At 53.3% G+C, this 17477-nt stretch carries 13 protein-coding genes, 2 tRNA genes and 2 pseudogenes; 9 read left to right on the forward strand and 8 right to left on the reverse strand.

Translation table 11 applies throughout. The annotated features are described in order from the left end of the window. Positions 1 to 4: 4 nt before the first annotated feature. Positions 5 to 850: an amidohydrolase family protein gene (locus ACQRAG_RS07660; protein WP_168934812.1), complete on the reverse strand. Its 846-nt coding sequence runs from the start codon at positions 848 to 850 to the stop codon at positions 5 to 7. A gap of 12 nt (positions 851 to 862) precedes the next feature. Continuing rightward, positions 863 to 2254, reverse strand: a complete 1392-nt coding sequence (locus ACQRAG_RS07665) for an SLC13 family permease (protein ID WP_240937630.1) — start codon at positions 2252 to 2254, stop codon at positions 863 to 865. A gap of 398 nt (positions 2255 to 2652) precedes the next feature. On the opposite strand from ACQRAG_RS07665, the pseudogene ACQRAG_RS07670 reads away from it, so the two are divergent. Both ACQRAG_RS07670 and ACQRAG_RS07675 read left to right on the forward strand, forming a co-directional pair. Further along, positions 2653 to 3324: pseudogene (locus ACQRAG_RS07670) on the forward strand (PrpR N-terminal domain-containing protein); the annotation flags it as partial. A 54-nt stretch (positions 3325 to 3378) separates the two neighbouring features. Beyond that, positions 3379 to 4461 (forward strand): sigma-54 interaction domain-containing protein, encoded by a 1083-nt coding sequence (locus tag ACQRAG_RS07675; protein ID WP_427803813.1) that lies wholly within the window; start codon positions 3379 to 3381, stop codon positions 4459 to 4461. Between the two features lie 150 nt (positions 4462 to 4611). On the opposite strand, the gene ACQRAG_RS07680 is transcribed toward ACQRAG_RS07675, so the two are convergent. After that, positions 4612 to 5169: a hypothetical protein gene (locus ACQRAG_RS07680; protein WP_427803773.1), complete on the reverse strand. Its 558-nt coding sequence runs from the start codon at positions 5167 to 5169 to the stop codon at positions 4612 to 4614. Between the two features lie 99 nt (positions 5170 to 5268). Between ACQRAG_RS07680 and ACQRAG_RS07685 the strand changes: the two genes are divergently transcribed. Further along, on the forward strand, positions 5269 to 5943 hold the full coding sequence (locus ACQRAG_RS07685; protein WP_427803772.1) for a tyrosine-type recombinase/integrase: 675 nt from the start codon (positions 5269 to 5271) through the stop codon (positions 5941 to 5943). Between the two features lie 211 nt (positions 5944 to 6154). Here the strand turns inward: ACQRAG_RS07685 and ACQRAG_RS07690 are convergent, their stop codons facing one another. From ACQRAG_RS07690 to ACQRAG_RS07700, 3 genes are all read right to left on the reverse strand, one after another. Beyond that, positions 6155 to 6949, reverse strand: a complete 795-nt coding sequence (locus ACQRAG_RS07690) for a hypothetical protein (RefSeq protein ID WP_427805308.1) — start codon at positions 6947 to 6949, stop codon at positions 6155 to 6157. Positions 6950 to 7494: 545 nt separating this feature from the next. Beyond that, the gene (locus tag ACQRAG_RS07695) at positions 7495 to 8160 is read right to left on the reverse strand and encodes a hypothetical protein (RefSeq protein ID WP_427799894.1); all 666 of its coding nucleotides are present in this window, start codon (positions 8158 to 8160) and stop codon (positions 7495 to 7497) included. A gap of 224 nt (positions 8161 to 8384) precedes the next feature. After that, complete coding sequence (locus ACQRAG_RS07700) at positions 8385 to 9212, reverse strand: IS5 family transposase (protein WP_289616894.1); 828 nt, start codon at positions 9210 to 9212, stop codon at positions 8385 to 8387. A gap of 178 nt (positions 9213 to 9390) precedes the next feature. Between ACQRAG_RS07700 and ACQRAG_RS07705 the strand changes: the two genes are divergently transcribed. The 3 genes from ACQRAG_RS07705 (at position 9391) to ACQRAG_RS07715 (ending at position 12900) form a co-directional block, all read left to right on the forward strand. Beyond that, complete coding sequence (locus tag ACQRAG_RS07705; RefSeq protein ID WP_427804183.1) at positions 9391 to 10008, forward strand: hypothetical protein; 618 nt, start codon at positions 9391 to 9393, stop codon at positions 10006 to 10008. Between the two features lie 885 nt (positions 10009 to 10893). Then, positions 10894 to 11580: a hypothetical protein gene (locus ACQRAG_RS07710; RefSeq protein WP_427804182.1), complete on the forward strand. Its 687-nt coding sequence runs from the start codon at positions 10894 to 10896 to the stop codon at positions 11578 to 11580. A gap of 276 nt (positions 11581 to 11856) precedes the next feature. Next, on the forward strand, positions 11857 to 12900 hold the full coding sequence (locus ACQRAG_RS07715) for a tyrosine-type recombinase/integrase (RefSeq protein ID WP_427804181.1): 1044 nt from the start codon (positions 11857 to 11859) through the stop codon (positions 12898 to 12900). Positions 12901 to 13165: 265 nt separating this feature from the next. Here ACQRAG_RS07715 and ACQRAG_RS07720 read toward each other — a convergent pair. Next, positions 13166 to 13260, reverse strand: a tRNA-Ser gene (locus tag ACQRAG_RS07720). A gap of 191 nt (positions 13261 to 13451) precedes the next feature. On the opposite strand from ACQRAG_RS07720, the gene ACQRAG_RS07725 reads away from it, so the two are divergent. Then, the gene (locus ACQRAG_RS07725) at positions 13452 to 15176 is read left to right on the forward strand and encodes a glutamine--tRNA ligase/YqeY domain fusion protein (RefSeq protein ID WP_006007487.1); all 1725 of its coding nucleotides are present in this window, start codon (positions 13452 to 13454) and stop codon (positions 15174 to 15176) included. A gap of 161 nt (positions 15177 to 15337) precedes the next feature. After that, a tRNA-Lys gene (locus ACQRAG_RS07730) sits at positions 15338 to 15413 on the forward strand. A gap of 240 nt (positions 15414 to 15653) precedes the next feature. On the opposite strand, the gene ACQRAG_RS07735 is transcribed toward ACQRAG_RS07730, so the two are convergent. After that, positions 15654 to 16628, reverse strand: a complete 975-nt coding sequence (locus ACQRAG_RS07735; RefSeq protein ID WP_300706423.1) for a DMT family transporter — start codon at positions 16626 to 16628, stop codon at positions 15654 to 15656. A gap of 645 nt (positions 16629 to 17273) precedes the next feature. Between ACQRAG_RS07735 and ACQRAG_RS07740 the strand changes: the two are divergent. Then, positions 17274 to 17477, forward strand: a pseudogene (locus tag ACQRAG_RS07740) (APC family permease); the annotation flags it as partial.

Genomic DNA, 17477 nt, shown 5'->3' on the forward strand with positions numbered 1-17477 from the left:
CTCCTTAGGCGTTGTGCAGGGAATGGCCGATGAGGTGCAGGGCGTTCTTGTGGAGCATGTTGTCCCGGGCTTCGTCCGAGAGCCCGAGGCGGCCGATCTGCTCCAGGGCCTTGTCCACATCCACGAAAGGATTGGCGCTGGAAAAGACGAAGCGGTCGGCAAGGCAGTCATTGGCGGCTTTGACATAAAGCTCGCCACCCGGTTTGTTGATGGACGAAGAAAAGTCCAGGTAGATGTTGCGGTGCCGCAGGCAGACGGCGATGGTCTCGCCGGCCCAGGGATAGCCGCCATGGCTGACCAGGATGCGCAGGTCCGGGAAATCGGTGGCGACCTTGTCCAGGGCCGCAGGCGATGTGGGGCTCAGCAGGACGCCGGGCATGTGGGGCGACAGGCCCGCGGTGACGAGGAGCGGCAGGTCATGGTCGCAGCACAGGGCGTACAGCGGATAGTAGCGGGCATCGTCCAGAGCGCAATGGGCCATGGCCGGTTCGATGGATGCCCCCAGGCTGCGCCCTTCGGCAAAAGCTTGCCGCATGGCCTTGTAGGCCCGCATCCCCTTGTGCGGATCATAGCCGTAGATGCCGATGAAAAGGTCGGGGAAGGCCGCTACGCAGGCATCCACAAGCCCATTGGAGGAAGGGCTGGCATAGGTGCTTTCGATATCCCTGCCCGAGACAAGGGCCTTGCTGATGCCAAGCGAGGCCAGCTGGGCCGCACAGGCCGCAAGGGACTGGGTGGGCTTCCGGTCGAAGTGCGTGAGTTCGACATACTCCGCGTAGACCGGGTTGCGGGTAAAGGTCGCCATCCATTCGGGCGTATTGGGTCTGTATCTGCAATCGATGATGTTCATGGCCATTTCTCTTTACTTGAGGAAACCGATCATCTTCCAGTAGGGCACGAGTATCAGGGGGATGAAGAACGCGAAGGCCACCATTCGGATGGCGAAAGCGCCCATGATGTGGCGCAGGGTGACGGCGCCGCTCATGAAGGTGTACAGCAGGTAGCCGATCTCATAGGGGAAGAGCAGCTGGTCCAGACCGTACAGCAGGGCGTAGACAAGGGTATAGGGGTCCATGCCCAGGCTGACGGCCAGCTGGGCCAGCGGGCTGCCCAGGGCCCCGACGGCCGCCATGGGGGTCATCAGGAAGTTCACGATCACGCCCAGCACATAGGAGAAGCTGATGGCCATGACCGCGCCGCGTCCTTCGAACAGGGAAGACATGTGGGCCGAGATCCACTTGGGGATGTTCAGGTCCTGCGCCACGGCACCGATGGACATGCAGGCCGCCAGGAAGATGAGGAACGAAAGGTTGACCTTGCGCAGATCCTGCTCGGTAGCCAGGTTCATGCCGGGCATGAAGCAGGCCATGCCCACCAGGGCAAAGACGAACGCGCCGGGGAGATGGTGCCACTGTTCGGTCACGAAGGCGATGAAGCCGATGGACAGCACCAGGAAGATCTTGATTTCATCAGCGGAGACGGGCCCCATCTCCTTCAGGCGTTCCTCAAGGACGGTCTTGAGGGATTCTTCGTTCTGGAGCCGCTCCTTGCCGCGGATGATGAAGACCATCATGATGGAACAGGCCATGTAGAAGATGGAGAAGGGCGCCATCTGGATGATGAAGTCGACATACTCCACGGGAACACCGGTGGTGTTGGTGACGACCTGAAGGGCAAGAAGGTTCATCTCCGTACCGGTGATGCAGAACAGGCCGGGGGCGATGGCCGCCAGATAACCGCCCATGATCAAGGCCGAGGACATGCGGGAGCGGGTGTCCACGTTGAGGGCCTGAATCAGGCCCTGGGCGATGGCGACGAAGATGACCGTGCGGGCCAGACCGGAGGGGACGAGCAGGGTCAGGATGATGCCGGCCCCCATGAGACCTATCATGGTCTTGGTGAAGGAGGAGCCCATCAGGATCATGCTGTGCAGGGCGATGCGCTTGCCGAGGCCCGTACGGTTGAGCACCTGGGCGATGATGAGGGCGGAGAAGCACATCCACGGCAGGAAGGTGCACCAGCTGGAGAAGGCGACGGCAGGCTTGGTGACAAAAAGCGCATACAGGAACGTGAGGATGGCCGCGACGATCGCGGAGGGCAGGATCTCCACGGCCCAGGCGATGACGGCCCACAGGGTGATCGCCAGGAAAAGCGGCGTCTTCGGGCTGGCGATCTCCATTTCCGGAACGGTAAAGAATACGATCAGGGGCAAGCCCAGGCTGAGAGCCCACTTCCACCAGTTACCTTGGACCATGATGACCTCCATTATAATATACCGACAAGATTGGTTTTATTTTTTCTTTCGGTAGAACGCTCTTTTTTTCACTAACATCAATAAGCGTGCCATTTTAAAAAGATTATTAAAATCAGTATTTTATTAAAACGGAAATAACAAAATAAACATAATGTTGCAGATAATCTTAGACAATCTATTGAAATTATTTTATATTATTTTTGAAACATTTGAAACGCAATGTCCATCCTGCCGGATGGGCAGGCGGGATCCGCCGTCCTTTCACAAAAGGAGTCTCCATGCACCCCGGATTTTGTGAGTCCATCATCCATGTAGGTGAGCAGCCTGCGGATTTTTGTGTCGTCACTCCGTTCAAGACGCTGGCCAAGTATGCCGAGGAGACGGCCCATCAGCTCAACATGCGGACCTGCATCGCGGTATCGAAGTTCGACAATGACGTAGAGGTCGCCCTGCACCTCCTCAATACGGAAAAGATCAAACTGCTGGCCACACGCGGGCATGCGCTCCACATCCTCAGGAATTCCACCTCCATCCCCATCCTTTCCATCGAATACTCGGCCGAGAATTTTTTCGAGACCCTCCTGCCTTTTCAGAACAGCAACATGCGTGTGGGCCATCTCTGCTTTCCCGGCCAGGGGCTCAAATTCATGCGGATAGCACAGCTGCTCGGTCTGCGGGGCTACAGGCTGGAAGTCGAGGACAGGAACAATATCGAAGCGGCTCTGAAGAAGGTCAGGGAGGAAAACATATCTCTGCTTGTGGGGGGATTTGGCCTGATAAGCAAGGCAAGAGAGGAAGGATTCCACGCCATTCCCCTGCTTTCTGAAAATCAGGAAGCTGTCTACAAGGTGTTTTTGGAGGCAAAACACATCATAGAAATGGATGCTCTGAATATACAGAGACGAGATTTCATAAATACTGTTTTGAATATCAATCCGAATATCATCATAGTCGTAGATAAAAACTATACGATACGCTACGCGAATGACAAAGCCCAGGGGGTCTTTGGCGTCATATCGGAGCAGATCATCGGCATGGATCTGGGCAGGATATTCCCCAGGACGGATTTCTCACGCATCATGGGAGAAAGGAAAGGTGCATCGGACTCCTTTATCCTGAAAGACATGATAAAGCGTGAGTTCCTCTTCACCATCGTCGATATCAAGCTCAAGGGGAATTTTGACGGCTATGTCCTAAGCCTGAACAATACCGTCGATATCCAGAAGAATGAACGGCAGGTGCGGCAAAATATCTACCAGAAAGGGAAGCGCCGTTACTTCATGTTCAACGACATTATCGGCGACAGTGCCGCCATCAGTCAGGCGAAGTTCATAGGGCAGCGTTTCGCGGACAGTGACGGGCCCGTGCTGCTGATCGGAGACACGGGCACAGGCAAGGAAATGTTCGCCCAGGCCATCCATGCGCACAGCCGGCGGCAGGAGGCGGCCTTTGTTTCCGTCAACTGTGCGGCCGTGCCCGAAAGCCTGCTGGAAAGCGAACTTTTTGGCTATGAAGAAGGCGCTTTTACCGGGGCCAGACGCGGGGGCAAGACGGGGCTGGTGGAGCTGGCGCATGGGGGGACCCTGTTCCTTGACGAGATAGGGGAGATGCCCTTGCGCTTGCAGGCCCGCCTGTTGCGGGTCCTGCAGGACAAGGTCGTGACCCGTCTGGGGAGCACCCGTTTCGTGCAGGTGAACGTGCGCATCATCTGTGCGACGAACAGGAACCTTTTTGCCATGGCCAGGCAGGGGCAGTTCCGGCAGGACCTGTTCTACAGGATCAATACCCTGCTGCTCAAGATCCCGTTGCTCGAAGCACGCAGGGAAGATATCGGTCCCATCGTCCTTGCCTATCTGCGCAGGCTGCGCGGGGAAGGCTACAAAAAGCTCTCGATCTCGGACGAGGCCATCGAAAAGCTGGAACAGCATGACTGGCCCGGCAATGTCCGGGAGCTGCTCCATGTGGTGGACAGGGCCATCGCTCTGGCCCGGCAGCCTGTGATCCAGGCCTCGGACATCCTCTTCGATGCGGATATCCTGGATAAGGAAGAACCGGAAACGCCTTCCGCCGGCAGGGGAGAGACGGCGTCGTGCGCCCGCCTGGAAGCCGTGCTGCAAAAATACAGATACAACAAGACCCAGGCTGCCGAGGCTCTGGGCATCTCACGAACGACCTTGTGGCGCCGGATGAAGGAGTGCGGGCTGTAACGCCGCGGTCGGGGCATTCCGGGGAGATTACCAGCTTTTCAAAGTCGCATGATGGTGTTCGGAATGGGGGTCTTGGAAAGTCTTTCGTGGACAGCTGGATCGCCAAAAAAAAGAAAGCCATCCCAATGGATTGGGATGGCTTGGGGGGACCTAAACGGAACGGGGCAGGTATTTTTGTACCCAGCGTGGAGCCTGGTTTTCCGTCTTGTAGGCAGCGATGGCTGCCAGCAGGGGAGACGTGAGGATCGTATCCTCTGGCCAGGAAAGAACCATGCTGGGAGTGATGGGCCGTACTGGGATGCCATTTAGGCAAACAGCGGGGACAGTTTCTCCGTCGGGAGTTAAAAGGTTCAGGCTGGCAAGGACGTTTTTGAGGTCGCATGCCGCCAGCCGGTGGGGACGTGCATACTCCTGACAGTTGCGTAAGTGGTCAGCTATTTTTTTATGTACATGGACAACTGGCCTATAGGGAGATGTCGCTTTTATCCGCTCGATTTCTTGCTTTAATTCTTTAAAGTAGATGCCTTGCTCCTGGGCAAGGTATGTATTGATGAGCAGGCTAGCCCCGCCCTTGCCGCTAGCCAGCAAGCCATTCGTAGTATTTCCTCCAGAGCGAATTTTTCCTTCTTGTTTTAGGATAAATTTACATTCTTTTCTGGATAGTCCTGTTTGATCCCTGAGACAGGATATAGCATCTCTGATGAGCATACATGTATCCTCATATTTACATTTATATGGAATAATATCTCCGATAAAAGCGGTATTTCAATACAGATAAGTTTATTAAAATAACTTGCAATAGTTTTCATGCAACTCCATTGCAGAAAATATTGCAAAGTATTTTCATACGAATTGTGGACGCGCAAAAGCCGGAATGGCTCCAAGACGTCCCGTCTGGTTCCTGTCGGCCAAACGCTGCGTGACGTGTTGACGCGGCTTTACCCTCTATCAGAGGGCAGCCCGTATGTTTTCGTCAATCCCGCTACGCATGGGCCGTACAGACGGAATCAGCCCTCCATATGCCGCATGCTGAAAAGGCTGTGTCGTGGAGCTGGTGTCAGGGAGTTCGGTTTTCATGCGCTGCAGCACTACTTCGCCTCCATGCTCGTAAGCACGAACAAGGTGACGCTGTGCGACATTCAACACATGCTGGGCCACCAGCGCGCCACTACCACGGACACCTACTTGCACAGCTTGTGCCCCCCGGTAGATCACTTGGCGGTGGTGATTGAAGAAATGAACCAGCCCAAAGGCCAGCTAGCAACCAGACAACCGAAAGGCCGGGGAGACGATCTCCGGCCTTTTTTGTTGGTTTCGCACACCGTGTACCGGCCGAAGCGTTTTACAGGCAAGGCTGGGCAACCTGTTTACATATCCCCCTGGAAACGGCTGTTTCGGCACGCCGGTATACTCCTTGGTATACATCTTCGCCGGGGAGGCTATTTTTCAGGCACGAAAAAGCCGGTAAGCTACATGCTGTAACCTACCGGCTTTGCTGCCTTAGTGGCGGAGAGGGAGGGATTTGAACCCTCGATACAGGTTTAAGCCCGTATACTCGCTTAGCAGTCGATTGATTTTGTTTTTAACTATCTAGAATACTTGGTATTTATTTTTCAATTTCAACACGTTCTGCGCGTTATGGCGCTGCGCTACGCCATACGTACCATAAAACTTGAAAAAATACGTTAGACAATCAGCCCACAAAAGCAAGCGCCAACACATCCAGGCTAGCACTTTGCGGGTTCTTTTCAGCGTCGATTATTATACTGCCATTACATTCAAGCATGTTTGCCGGGAACTTGAAAGCGTTCTCTACCTCTTTAAATGATACATCATCGCCAACGGAAAGCATAAGACTGAGCTCCTGTATTTTTTCACGGTAGCTTGATTCCAGTCCTTCGGTAGCTTGAACGCATGACTTTATGCCGCTGAGATCGCCATTTGCGCTACCATAGCTGAGGATTCCGAAAATATGCTCTTCTTCGGTATCGCGAAGGCTGTTTAGAATATGGCTGATAGCTAAGTAAGTTACTTTGAAGATGTTGAAAGATTTATCTCTAACCTGTGAAAGTATGGTTATATTGGCATGTTCGGAGATGTTTGTGGCGGTATTTTCGTCTAGGATAGCATTTGGCTTGATTATGAGTATTGTCTGCTTATCTTTTGATAACTCACATATATTTGCTGTCTCTTTAGCTACTTCATCGGTACTCATATCAGAGAATATAAAAACATTGTCTACTTTTGATATTCTTTCTATAACGTCATTAATAAAGGCATCTTTGTTTGACTTTGTATCAGCCGACAGTAATACTTCACCAAACTTTGAGTATTTGTTGTCGGAATCTGTGATGATGCTGAAAGGCTGCTGGACTCTGAGTTCACTAAAATAGCCTATTTCTTCGTTGAAACTATCATTGCCAATGAAAATGAAGTAAGAATTATCTATAACGAGTTCGTAAATATCATCATTTTGCAGCTCTAGCATAAAGGTACTCCTTTTTGAGTGGTATACCAGTAAGCTGCATTTATATTGATTCTCTCGGCCTAAAAAGCTAAGATGTCCCCCGTTACGTGGCTTCTTCCCATGCGTTCGGTACGGCGCAAACTCCCGTTTGCCGGGTAAGGGAGGTTAGCCGCATGAGACGCCTTGTGCTCTTGGCGCTGCTGACGCTCCTTTGTCTGATGCTCCGGGCCTCGTCCCGGCTGTAGATAAAACAAAGGCCCCCGTCCGGCGGGCACCGGGCGAGGGCTGAAACAAGCAGTTAACCACGTAACATCAAAGGGACGCTCATGCGTCGTACCTGCCGGGGGAGTGTTGGTAGCATTCTCCCGGCACCTTTTTTATAAGCATTCTTTCAAGAGATTGCAAGCCGTGTGCCTTGCATGAGCCTTCAGCTCCAGAGCAGTGCTTGCAGGTAGCCCCGTTAAAAAGATAAGATGTCCTCCGTTACATGGCTTTCTTCCCATGCGTTCGGTACGGCGCAAACTCTCGCTTCTCTTTTCTTTACGAAAGACACAGCAGATATTCAATTACAGTTTTAATTTATCGTATTGCTCCTGTAATTGTTTCTCTTTCATTTTTTCTTTTTGTTTTTTATCCTTAATTTTTGCTGTATTTATTTTTTCATCATAGCTTTTTACCGAATAGTAAAGTATTCCTGGAAATACAAATCCTGTTCCTTTTTTATGATATTTAATATCATAGCTATCGCATTTAGATATAAAATCTACTGATTTTACTTTTAGATATGACACTGTTTTCATCTTTTTTATTGTGTCATCTAAATCATTAAATTTTCCTTTCCATATGTAGTGTTCTGTCTTTCTTTTTTTGAAATTATCTATAGAATAACTTATTTGTGCATATCCTCCATATATGTCTTCAAGCTTTTTCATTACAACATCAGGATGTTGTTTTACTTCTACAATCACTCTAGATAGATTGTTATCAATAAAAATATAGTCCCACCTAGGGTTTTGTTCTCCCCATTTTAATAACATAGAATTGCATCTAACTACCCCCTCAGATGGAGAATGCTTTGTAAAGCTGTGCTTAAAATTTTCTGTAATATTTTTTACTTCTTCAATAGACATTCCAAACTTTAAATCAAAGAATGTCATTTTGTCAGATCCAGCTTGGCATAATGATGTGTTGATAAAAAAAATAAATACAAATAATATAATAAGATTATGCATTTTCCCCTCCACAACTATTGAGATTTTTAGTCAGACAAAACCAACATTACACCCCAACATCAAAATTGGATGACTCCGGTACTCCACTCCTCTGAACAGCTACGGATTAGATAGGTAAAACGATGCGTACACCCTATGCAAATAGTATAAAATGGCACGATACTTTCAGAAAAAGAGAGAAGATCCTAACTTTCAAGTTATGTTCTTAGAGCGTGTTTGGAAACTCATTTATCAATAATGAAACGTTTCAACAGTATGCTTGCCATGGCTATTTGAGTCATGGACTCAGACACATCAAGGCGTCGCTCGTAATCCCGCACAAGACGCCTCCAGCGAACCAGCCAGCCGAATGTTCGTTCAACTACCCAACGCTTCGCCACTGGCTGAAAGCCTGTCTGCCCTGGTGTGCGTTTCACGACTTCCACAACAAATCCAAGATAGGTGGCCTTGTCCATCAATGACTTGCGCTCATAGGCCCCGTCTGCAAAAAAATGTTTTACTGATGGCCACTTGCGATACATTGCATCCAGGATCATTTGCGCTCCTGTACTATCTGCCACGTTGGCCGGGGTCATATTGACGAGCAGGAGACGACCGTCGGAATCCACTGCTACATGCCGTTTTCTACCAACGATCTTCTTGTGGGCATCGATCCCACGATCCGAAGCATGTGGGGCCTTCACTGACTGGCTGTCCAGGACTGCAAGAGAAGGGGCGAGAGTCTTTTTCTGGCGATGCCGGTCGAGCATGGTACAAATATCGAGTATCGTTGCAAAGAGGAAACGCCTCATCAGTCGTCGAAACCACCAGTAGACAGTTTGCCACGGCCCGAATTCTTGCGGGAGCATCCTCCACGAACATCCAGAACGTATAAGATAGCGCAACGCATTGATGATCTCACGCAGGTCTGTTTTGCGCCTCCGACCTTCTCCAGAAGCAGGGGGCAGGAGAGGACGTACAAGCGCCCATTCTTTGTCCGTCAGATCGCTGGGGTACCGTTTGACAGTCTTCGCGAGTTTTTGCTGCCGCGCACAGTCTTTTTTTGTCCACATGCCTTCTTGTAACTATAAAAGCTGAAGTTTCCAAACACGCTCTAAGGTTTAATATTGATTCTATATTGACTTTTTTATAAAATATGATATAATAGTAAAAAGCCGAAAATGGCTTTCGGCTAAAGCCCTCTGCATTCCCGCAGGGGGCTTTTCATTTATTATAAGATAGGAGTTATTTATGTCTTACACGAAAGAAATGTGTCTGTACCTTCTCGACAACCCCGGCAACATTGAAGCCGAATCGCTTACCGAGAGCGTTGAGCGGCAGGTCTTCCAAGCCATGAATAAGGCCATATCCATGCGTGTTGGCGACAGAACGCCGTGGCGCGGCCAGTACGCGCTTGTGACCGGCGACGACGAGGAGCACGAAGAAACGTGGTTTGCCTGCGCTCACTGGCCGTACAAAGCTAACGGTGATCCCCTTGTGTGCTTTCGGCTGTGGGAGAACGAAGGCGACAACGGTTACTGGCTGTCCCAGGCGCTTGGTGTGAACGGCGGCTCCATGTGCTTCGAGTTCAGGATGGTCGGTAAGACCGGCGGGCCTTCCTTATATAAGGTAAAGAAGGCCATGAAGGAGTTCTACGAGCAGAACGCCCGGCTCAAGGAGGCTGGCTTCAAGCTGCACCAACGAGGATCCATTTTCATGCCGTTCACGCTGGTTCCCGGCGAAGTCAAAAAGGAGTTCCCCGACCTCAAAATGTCGCTGGCTCCCATGAAGGCCGTGCTTGAGAAGCTGTTCGAGCTGAAACCGGAGTTTGACAAGCTCGTGAAGGCCGTTTACCCGCCGAAGCAGTAGTAGAGGAAAAAGGGGGGCGTGTCGTTTTACACGCCTCCTTTTCTTCTTTCCTGCCCAAAGAACGCTCAAGAGGCGTGGTTAAGGGGAAAGATTAAGGGCTTGTCTTCGCAAAACGGCAAACGTGCCAAGGAGACTGTCTGTAGTAGTATACGTATAACTATACGACAATATTACTTTTATATGAAAAAGAACTACTTTAAGGAGGGTTATATGCCAATTCGTTTGTTAACCGTCTAAACGCTGAACTTGATGCATCAGAAGGGGAAAGGGCTGAGTCTTTTAGCTCTTCTCTTCCCTATAAGAAAGAAGGTAGCTGGGGAGCTCCACGAGTAAAAGGCACGTGTCAAGGAAGCGGGTCTTCAAGCCGCGCGAACGGGATACGTCTTGGCTGGTCGCAGAAAGGGGAGAGCTGAGGCCCGTGTCAAGTTCCTGAAGGTCGCGTTTGACCAAGGGGGAAAGTTGAGGCGCAAGGATGCAGCTTTCAGCGAAGTTTCCTGTGGGGAGGTGGGTAGACTAGGGAAAAATGGCTTAATCAGCTCGTCTAACTACCTGTTTATACAGGAGAAAATTTTTTTGAAAAAAGGCAAAAAAAGATAAAAAGTACATTTTTACGGTGTGTTATTGGCAAAATATAACATTATTTATGTTAGTTATCCCTTGGAATCTGTGGTATGGTAAGGCGATTTTTGTTCGCTAGCCCTACTGGCACAAGCTGATGCCTAGCAAGCAAAAAATATGCCAAGAAAGGAGAACTGATATGGAATACGTTTCCTGCCTTAACCCGCCGTAGTGGGCATGAAGTTGGCCTTATGCCTGGGTATAATAGAAAGTTTTTAATAATATTTACTGTTTAGGAGTATAAAACCATGAAAAAAAGGACGACCTATGAAATGCCTCAGCATTGCTGGAAAGTATTGCAGCATCACGACGGAAGAAGGAAAGCGCACCCCTATTCGGCGTAACGGCCAGTATCGCAACCAATACACCCTCGGTAAGGCAAGGCAACAGCGTCTTGCCGGTTTACGCCGTACACTTTGCTCCTTGGCAGTCCCGCCAAAGCTATTCATCACGCTTATCATTCCTAATAATGGCCGCCAGCCATTCGACTACCCCACCTATCGGAAGGTCCTCAATTCTTTTACGAAGAAATTGAAGTACCACTTCAAAAAAAGCTGGTTCATCTACAAGTGCGAGTGGAAGAAAAACGTAGGATTCCACTTTCACATGCTAGGGAACCTGTTCAAGAAAAGCAGCCTCAACTTCTCTCAAGAAGAGCATCAGTTCGTCGAAGAGCTGTGGGATGCGTCACTCGCATCAGCCAAAATACGTACAGCTCCAGACACGACAACGGCCTGTTGCATCAAGCCATGTGAATTTGACAAGCATGTTGGCTATATCACAAAGCCTGAAAAATGGTCTTACGATATAGGATTCATCAAGATGTCTGGCAAATCGCACATGTGGGGATGCATCGGGAAAAATAATATCAAATTTGCGCCAAAGACTACCGCTAAGGTTAGTGAAAGGGCCTGCTCAATTTTCTTACGTAAATTGAAATACAAGATACCTTGATGATATTAAGAATAAAAAGACCGCATCGATATGCTATGCTGATAATAAGATTCTTGTTGAAGCCATTAGAAAAGCTTGCGAGGCGGCGCGTGATGGATCTGCAGTTAAAGAGATATAGAGAGATAGCAGAAATTTTACAAATCTCCCCAGCTACCTTCAGAAAGACGTGGCGCGAGTTCCCCCACTACTTTGTAACGCATGGTAGAGACCTCAGAAGCGTCCGTTTTGACCCTGTGGAAGTCTTGAACTACACAAAACAAGGAAGGTACAGCTATTATGGCTATCAACAAGATAGAGATGAAGACGTGCAGTCGGTACGAGGCAAGCGTCAAAGTAGGTGGTGTAATACGCAAGAAGCGCTTTCTGACGCTCCAAGAAGCAAAGATATGGGAGTTGGCAATGAGGCAAGCCCCAGCAATGGTAGCACAGCCCCGTTTGATGTATTCGCTGGCCTGTAGCCAGTACATAGCTGACTGCGAGCTGCGTATAGCTTCCAACACCCTTAGGGAGAAGAAGAAGCACCTGCGGGAGTTCGCCAGCTACATCAGGAAAGACTGCCGCTTGCAGGACTGCGCTATGGATGACGTTACCTTGAGCATGGCGCGTGCCTTTAGCAACGGCGTCATGGCCCGTAGCGGTGCCAAAACGGCCAACAGGCGTATACGTACGCTCAAGGCCCTTTGGAACTGGCACAAATCAGAGCTCAACGGCAATCCTTGGCAGGCGGTCAAGCCCTTCCCGGAAGAGGAGTTCGTCAAGTACGTCCCTTCAAAGGATGACGTTGAGAAAGTCTTCGCCGCTGCTACGCAGCAGGAAAGAGATATATTGACGGTCATCAGCTACACGGGGGCACGCCTCAGCGAAGTGCTCAACCTGAAATGGGAAGACGTTTTGGACGGCTCCATCAGGCTGTGGACGCACAAAAGCCGGAATGGCTCCAAGACTGCCCGTCTGGTTCCTGTCGGCCATACGCTGCGTGACGTGTTGACGCGGCTTCACCCGCTATCAGAGGGCAGCCCGTATGTTTTCGTCAATCCCGCTACGCATGGGCCGTACAGACGGAATCAGCCCTCCATATGCCGCATGCTGAAACGGCTGTGCCGTGAAGCTGGTGTCAGGGAGTTCGGTTTTCATGCGCTGCGGCACTACTTCGCCTCCATGCTCGTAAGCACGAACAAGGTGACGCTGTGCGACATTCAGCACATGCTGGGCCACCAGCGCGCCACCACCACGGACACCTACTTGCACAGCTTGTGCCCCCCAGTAGATCACTTGGCGGGGGTGATTGAAGAAATGAACCAGCCCTTGAAGGCCAGCTAACAACCAGACAACCGAAAGGCCGGGGAGACAATCTCCGGCCTTTTTTGTCGGCTTCGCACACCGTACCACCAGCCGAAGCGTTTCCCACGCTCAAAAAGGCCGCCATAAGCAAGGCTGGGCAGCCTGTTTACGTGCCCCCCTGGAAACGGCTGTTTCGGTACGCCGGTATACTCCTTGGTATACATCTTCGCCGGGGAGGCCATTTTTCAGGCACGAAAAAAGCCGGTAAGCTACATGCTGTAACCTACCGGCTTTGCTGCCTTAGTGGCGGAGAGGGAGGGATTTGAACCCTCGATACAGGTTTAAGCCCGTATACTCGCTTAGCAGGCGAGCTCCTTCGGCCGACTCGGACACCTCTCCGCTCAGGGAAGACATCGTCATTCCCGCGTGAGGCTGTACATTAGTCGGGAAGGGCCTACTTGTCAAGGGAAAATCCGGTAAAGGCACAAAAAAATCTTCGTCTTTGCCGGGAAGGCCCGGCGGGCGGCGTTGACCCCCGTACCGGCTTGGCGTATCCTGCTGCGTTCAATATCTTACGGAGGAACAACGCCATGAGCGAAAACAAGGCCGAGACCGTGGCCGCTGCCGCGGAAAGCAACGACAATCCCAAAGCCGGTGTGGACTTCATCCGCGCCCGCATCATGGACGACAACGCGTCGGGTCGTTTCGGGGGTCAGGTGCACACGCGCTTTCCTCCGGAACCCAACGGCTACCTGCATCTGGGCCATGCCAAGTCCATCTGCCTGAACTTCGGCGTGGCACGCGAGTTCGGCGGCATGTGCAACCTGCGCTTCGACGACACCAACCCCGTCAAGGAAGACACCGAATACGTGGATTCCATCCGCGAGGACGTGAAGTGGCTGGGCGGTGAATGGGACGACCGCGAATTCTATGCGTCCAACTATTTCGACAAGCTCTACGAATACGCCGAGCAGCTCATCCTCAAGGGCAAGGCCTATGTGGACGACCTGAGCGCCGACGAGATCCGCGAGTACCGCGGCACCCTGACCCGTCCCGGCAAGGAGAGCCCCTGCCGCAACCGCAGCGTGGAAGAGAACCTGGACCTGTTCCGCCGCATGCGCGCCGGGGAATTCGCCGACGGCGAGCATGTGCTGCGCGCCAAGATCGACATGGCCTCGCCCAATCTGGTCATGCGCGACCCCACCCTGTACCGCATCCGCCATGCCGAACATCACCGCACGGGCAACAAGTGGTGCATCTATCCCATGTACGACTTCACCCACTGCCTGTCGGACTCGCTGGAAGGCATCACCCACTCCATCTGCACGCTGGAGTTCGAGAACAACCGCGAGCTCTATGACTGGGTGCTGGACGCCCTGGAAGTGTACCATCCCCAGCAGATCGAGTTCGCGCGCCTCAACCTCACCCACACGGTGCTGTCCAAGCGCAAGCTCATCCAGCTGGTGAAGGAAGGCTACGTCAAGGGCTGGGACGACCCGCGCATGCCCACCCTGAGCGGCCTGCGCCGCCGCGGCGTGCCGCCGGAGGCCCTGCGCGAGTTCTGCAGCCGCATCGGCATCGCCCGCTCCGACTCCATGGTGGATTACGCCGTGCTGGAATTCTGCATCCGCGAATACCTCAACGCCCACACCCCGCGCGCCATGGCCGTGCTGGATCCCGTGAAGGTGGTCATCGAGAACTACCCCGAAGACCAGGTGGAAGAATTCGAGATGCCCTGGCATCCCGAAGATGCCGCCTACGGCAGCCGCACCGTGCCCTTCTCGCGTGAACTGTGGATCGAACGCGACGACTTCCGTCAGGATCCGCCCAAGAAGTATCACCGCCTGGCGCCCGGCGCGGAAGTGCGTCTGCGTTACGCCTATTTCATCACCTGCCGCGAAGCCGTGTACGACGATGCCGGCAATCTGGTGGAACTGCGCTGCACCTACGATCCCGAGAGCCGCGGCGGCCAGAGCCCCGACGGCCGCAAGGTCAAGGGCACCATCCACTGGGTCTCCGCGCGCCATGCCGTGCCCGCCACCGTGCGCCTGTACGAGCATCTGTTCTCGGCCGAGAACCCCAATGCCATGCCCGAAGGCCAGACCTTCCTGGATGCCATCAATCCCGACTCCCTGCGCGAAGTGACCGCCATGCTGGAACCGGCCCTGGCTGCCAAGGAAGTGGGCGCCAAGGTGCAGTTCGAGCGCGTGGGCTACTTCTGCAAGGACAAGGACAGCACCGACGAGCGCCCGGTCTTCAACCGCACCGTGGGCCTGCGCGATTCCTGGGCCAAGCAGGAAAAGAAGAACGCCTAGCCCCGGCAAAAGACGTTAGGGTGTCCGGCCGTGGCGGTGCCCCGCACGATGAGGGGGGGGACAAAGCCGTGCCGTTGTGGCATGGAACGGCCGGAAAAACGGATTTGTGGAAAATAATCCTTGACTTCATGTGGGGATTTGTATATCTGAAACGTCTCAACGGGTCGTTAACTCAGTAGGTAGAGTATCTGCCTTTTAAGCAGAGAGTCGCAGGTTCGAACCCCGCACGACCCACCATTGCATGCAAGCCCCTGATGCGAGAGCGTCAGGGGCTTTTTGCGTCTGTGGGGCCCCTGTGTCCCGCGGATAACGAAACGGGCCGTCCCGAAAGGGGCGGCCCGTTGGTGTTTCGGAGCCAGGCGGCCGGTACGGAGGCCGGTAAAAAAACAAGGGCCCGGGAGGACACGGAGAACATCCTTCCCGGACCCTTGGGAGCTGTCGTCTGCAGCCGACAGTCTCCGGGATCTTGCCTGTCTATCAGTGCTGGGGGGCGCCTTCCCCGCTCAGGGGCCGGGAGGAGGCATGTTCCTCCGTCGGGGGCGTGTTCTCCGTTTTCTTGCCCAGGGCCAGCAGGGCCACACCGCCGAAAAGCAGTCCCATACCTGCCAGCTCCTGCCCGCCGACAGGCTCATGCAGCAAAAAGATGCCCCAGCAGGCGGCGCCCAGCGGCTCCACCAGGGCCAGCGTGGCGGCCATGGCCGTGGGGGTGCGGCGCAGCCCGGCCAGGGTAAGGCTGAAGGCCAGGGCGGCGGTCACGACGCCCAGATACAGGGCCATCCCCATCCCTTGGGGGTGCAGCAGCCAGAGCGGCGGCGTGCAGAAATGGACGGGCAGCAGCAGGAGCCCGCTGCCCGCGCAGAGCAGGAGCATGATGTGCTCCGGCGCGTGGGTCCGGCCCAGAGGCTTGCTGAAGACGAAGTAGGCGCCGTAGCAGGCCCCCGCCAGCAGGGGCAGGAGCAGGGCGGCCGTGCTGGTGTCCTGGCTGCTGCCCAGATTGAGCAGCACGAGCCCGGCCAGGGCCAGGCCCGTGGCCGGGTACCAGATGCGGGCAGGGCGTTCGCCCAGGATGATGCGGGCCAGGATGGCGGCCATGACGGGAGAGAAGCCGATGGCCGTCACCGTGCCCACGGCGACGCCCGCCTGCTGGACGCCCCAGAAGAAAAAGACCTGGAAGCCCAGCAGGCCCAGCGTGGCGGGGATGAGCCAGCGCAACTGCCAGTGCCGCAGCCCCGCGGGCAGGGAATGCCGGCAGGCGCACCAGGCCCAGAGGGCCAGCGCCCCGATCTGCATGCGCAGGGCCCCGATGCCCAGAGGATGGCTGCCATCCGGGGCCAGGGCCTGCACGGTGCCGGTGGTGCTGAAGCACAGGGCGCCGAGGATGATGCACAAAGGGCCGCCGGCCAGCAGGGAAGAGCCGCAGGAGAGCCGCCCGGGGCTCGCTGAGATGCTCATGGTACGTCAACTCCATCTGTAAGGACGTTCGCCAGTCCGCATGAACAGGCCGGTGATATGGGTCACAAGGCTGTGCCGTCAGGCACAAGCTTGCCTGAGGGCAGCAATTTCCATGCCGCATCAGGGTGATTTGAACGATCTTCAATTATATTGGCTGCGTAAGGTTATTTTGCCTTTATCTTGCGGGCCGGGAGCCCTTGGCTCAGGGCATTCATGGCCGGTGACCGATGCCGCTGTCGCGGGTCTGTCTGCAGGGATGGGCTGCATAAGGCAGATAAATCAAGGTGCTGGAGGGGGGACCGACTGAAGGGGCCTCAGGAGGGTATGGTTAGCCAAATAATCACAAGCAGGTCTTTTTTTACAGAATGTAATATAAATTTTGATATAAAAATCAAAATTTTTTTATTTTAATTATCATTTTTTAAATTAAAATAATGGTTATTATTCCTTTTTTCGTGAGAAAACGGGATATTGTCCGACATAGGGAAGTTTTTCACATATGGCACGCTTATTGCTGTGCAGGGAGGGACTATAGTTTTCGCCCGGGAGTTCGCCAAAGGGTGTAACGACCAGGCTTCATGTGCATGTATGGCAGCCATAACAAGCAATCCGCAGCGGTATCAAATTCATAACGGAGAAAATGGTATGTCGGAACAGGTCAAGTTGGAAAAGTCCCTCTCGCCATTGCAGATGTGCGCACTGGCTCTGGGCTCCATTGTCGGTTGGGGTTGCTTTGTGCTTCCCGGTGATATGTTCCTGCCCCAGGCCGGTCCTGTGGGTACCCTGCTTGGTTTCTTTGTGGGTGCCTGCCTGATCAGCTTCGTTGCTGTATGCCTCAGCTACATGGTC

It is taken from the genome of Desulfovibrio sp. SGI.230 (assembly GCF_050313065.1).
Classification (GTDB): Bacteria; Desulfobacterota; Desulfovibrionia; order Desulfovibrionales; family Desulfovibrionaceae; genus Desulfovibrio.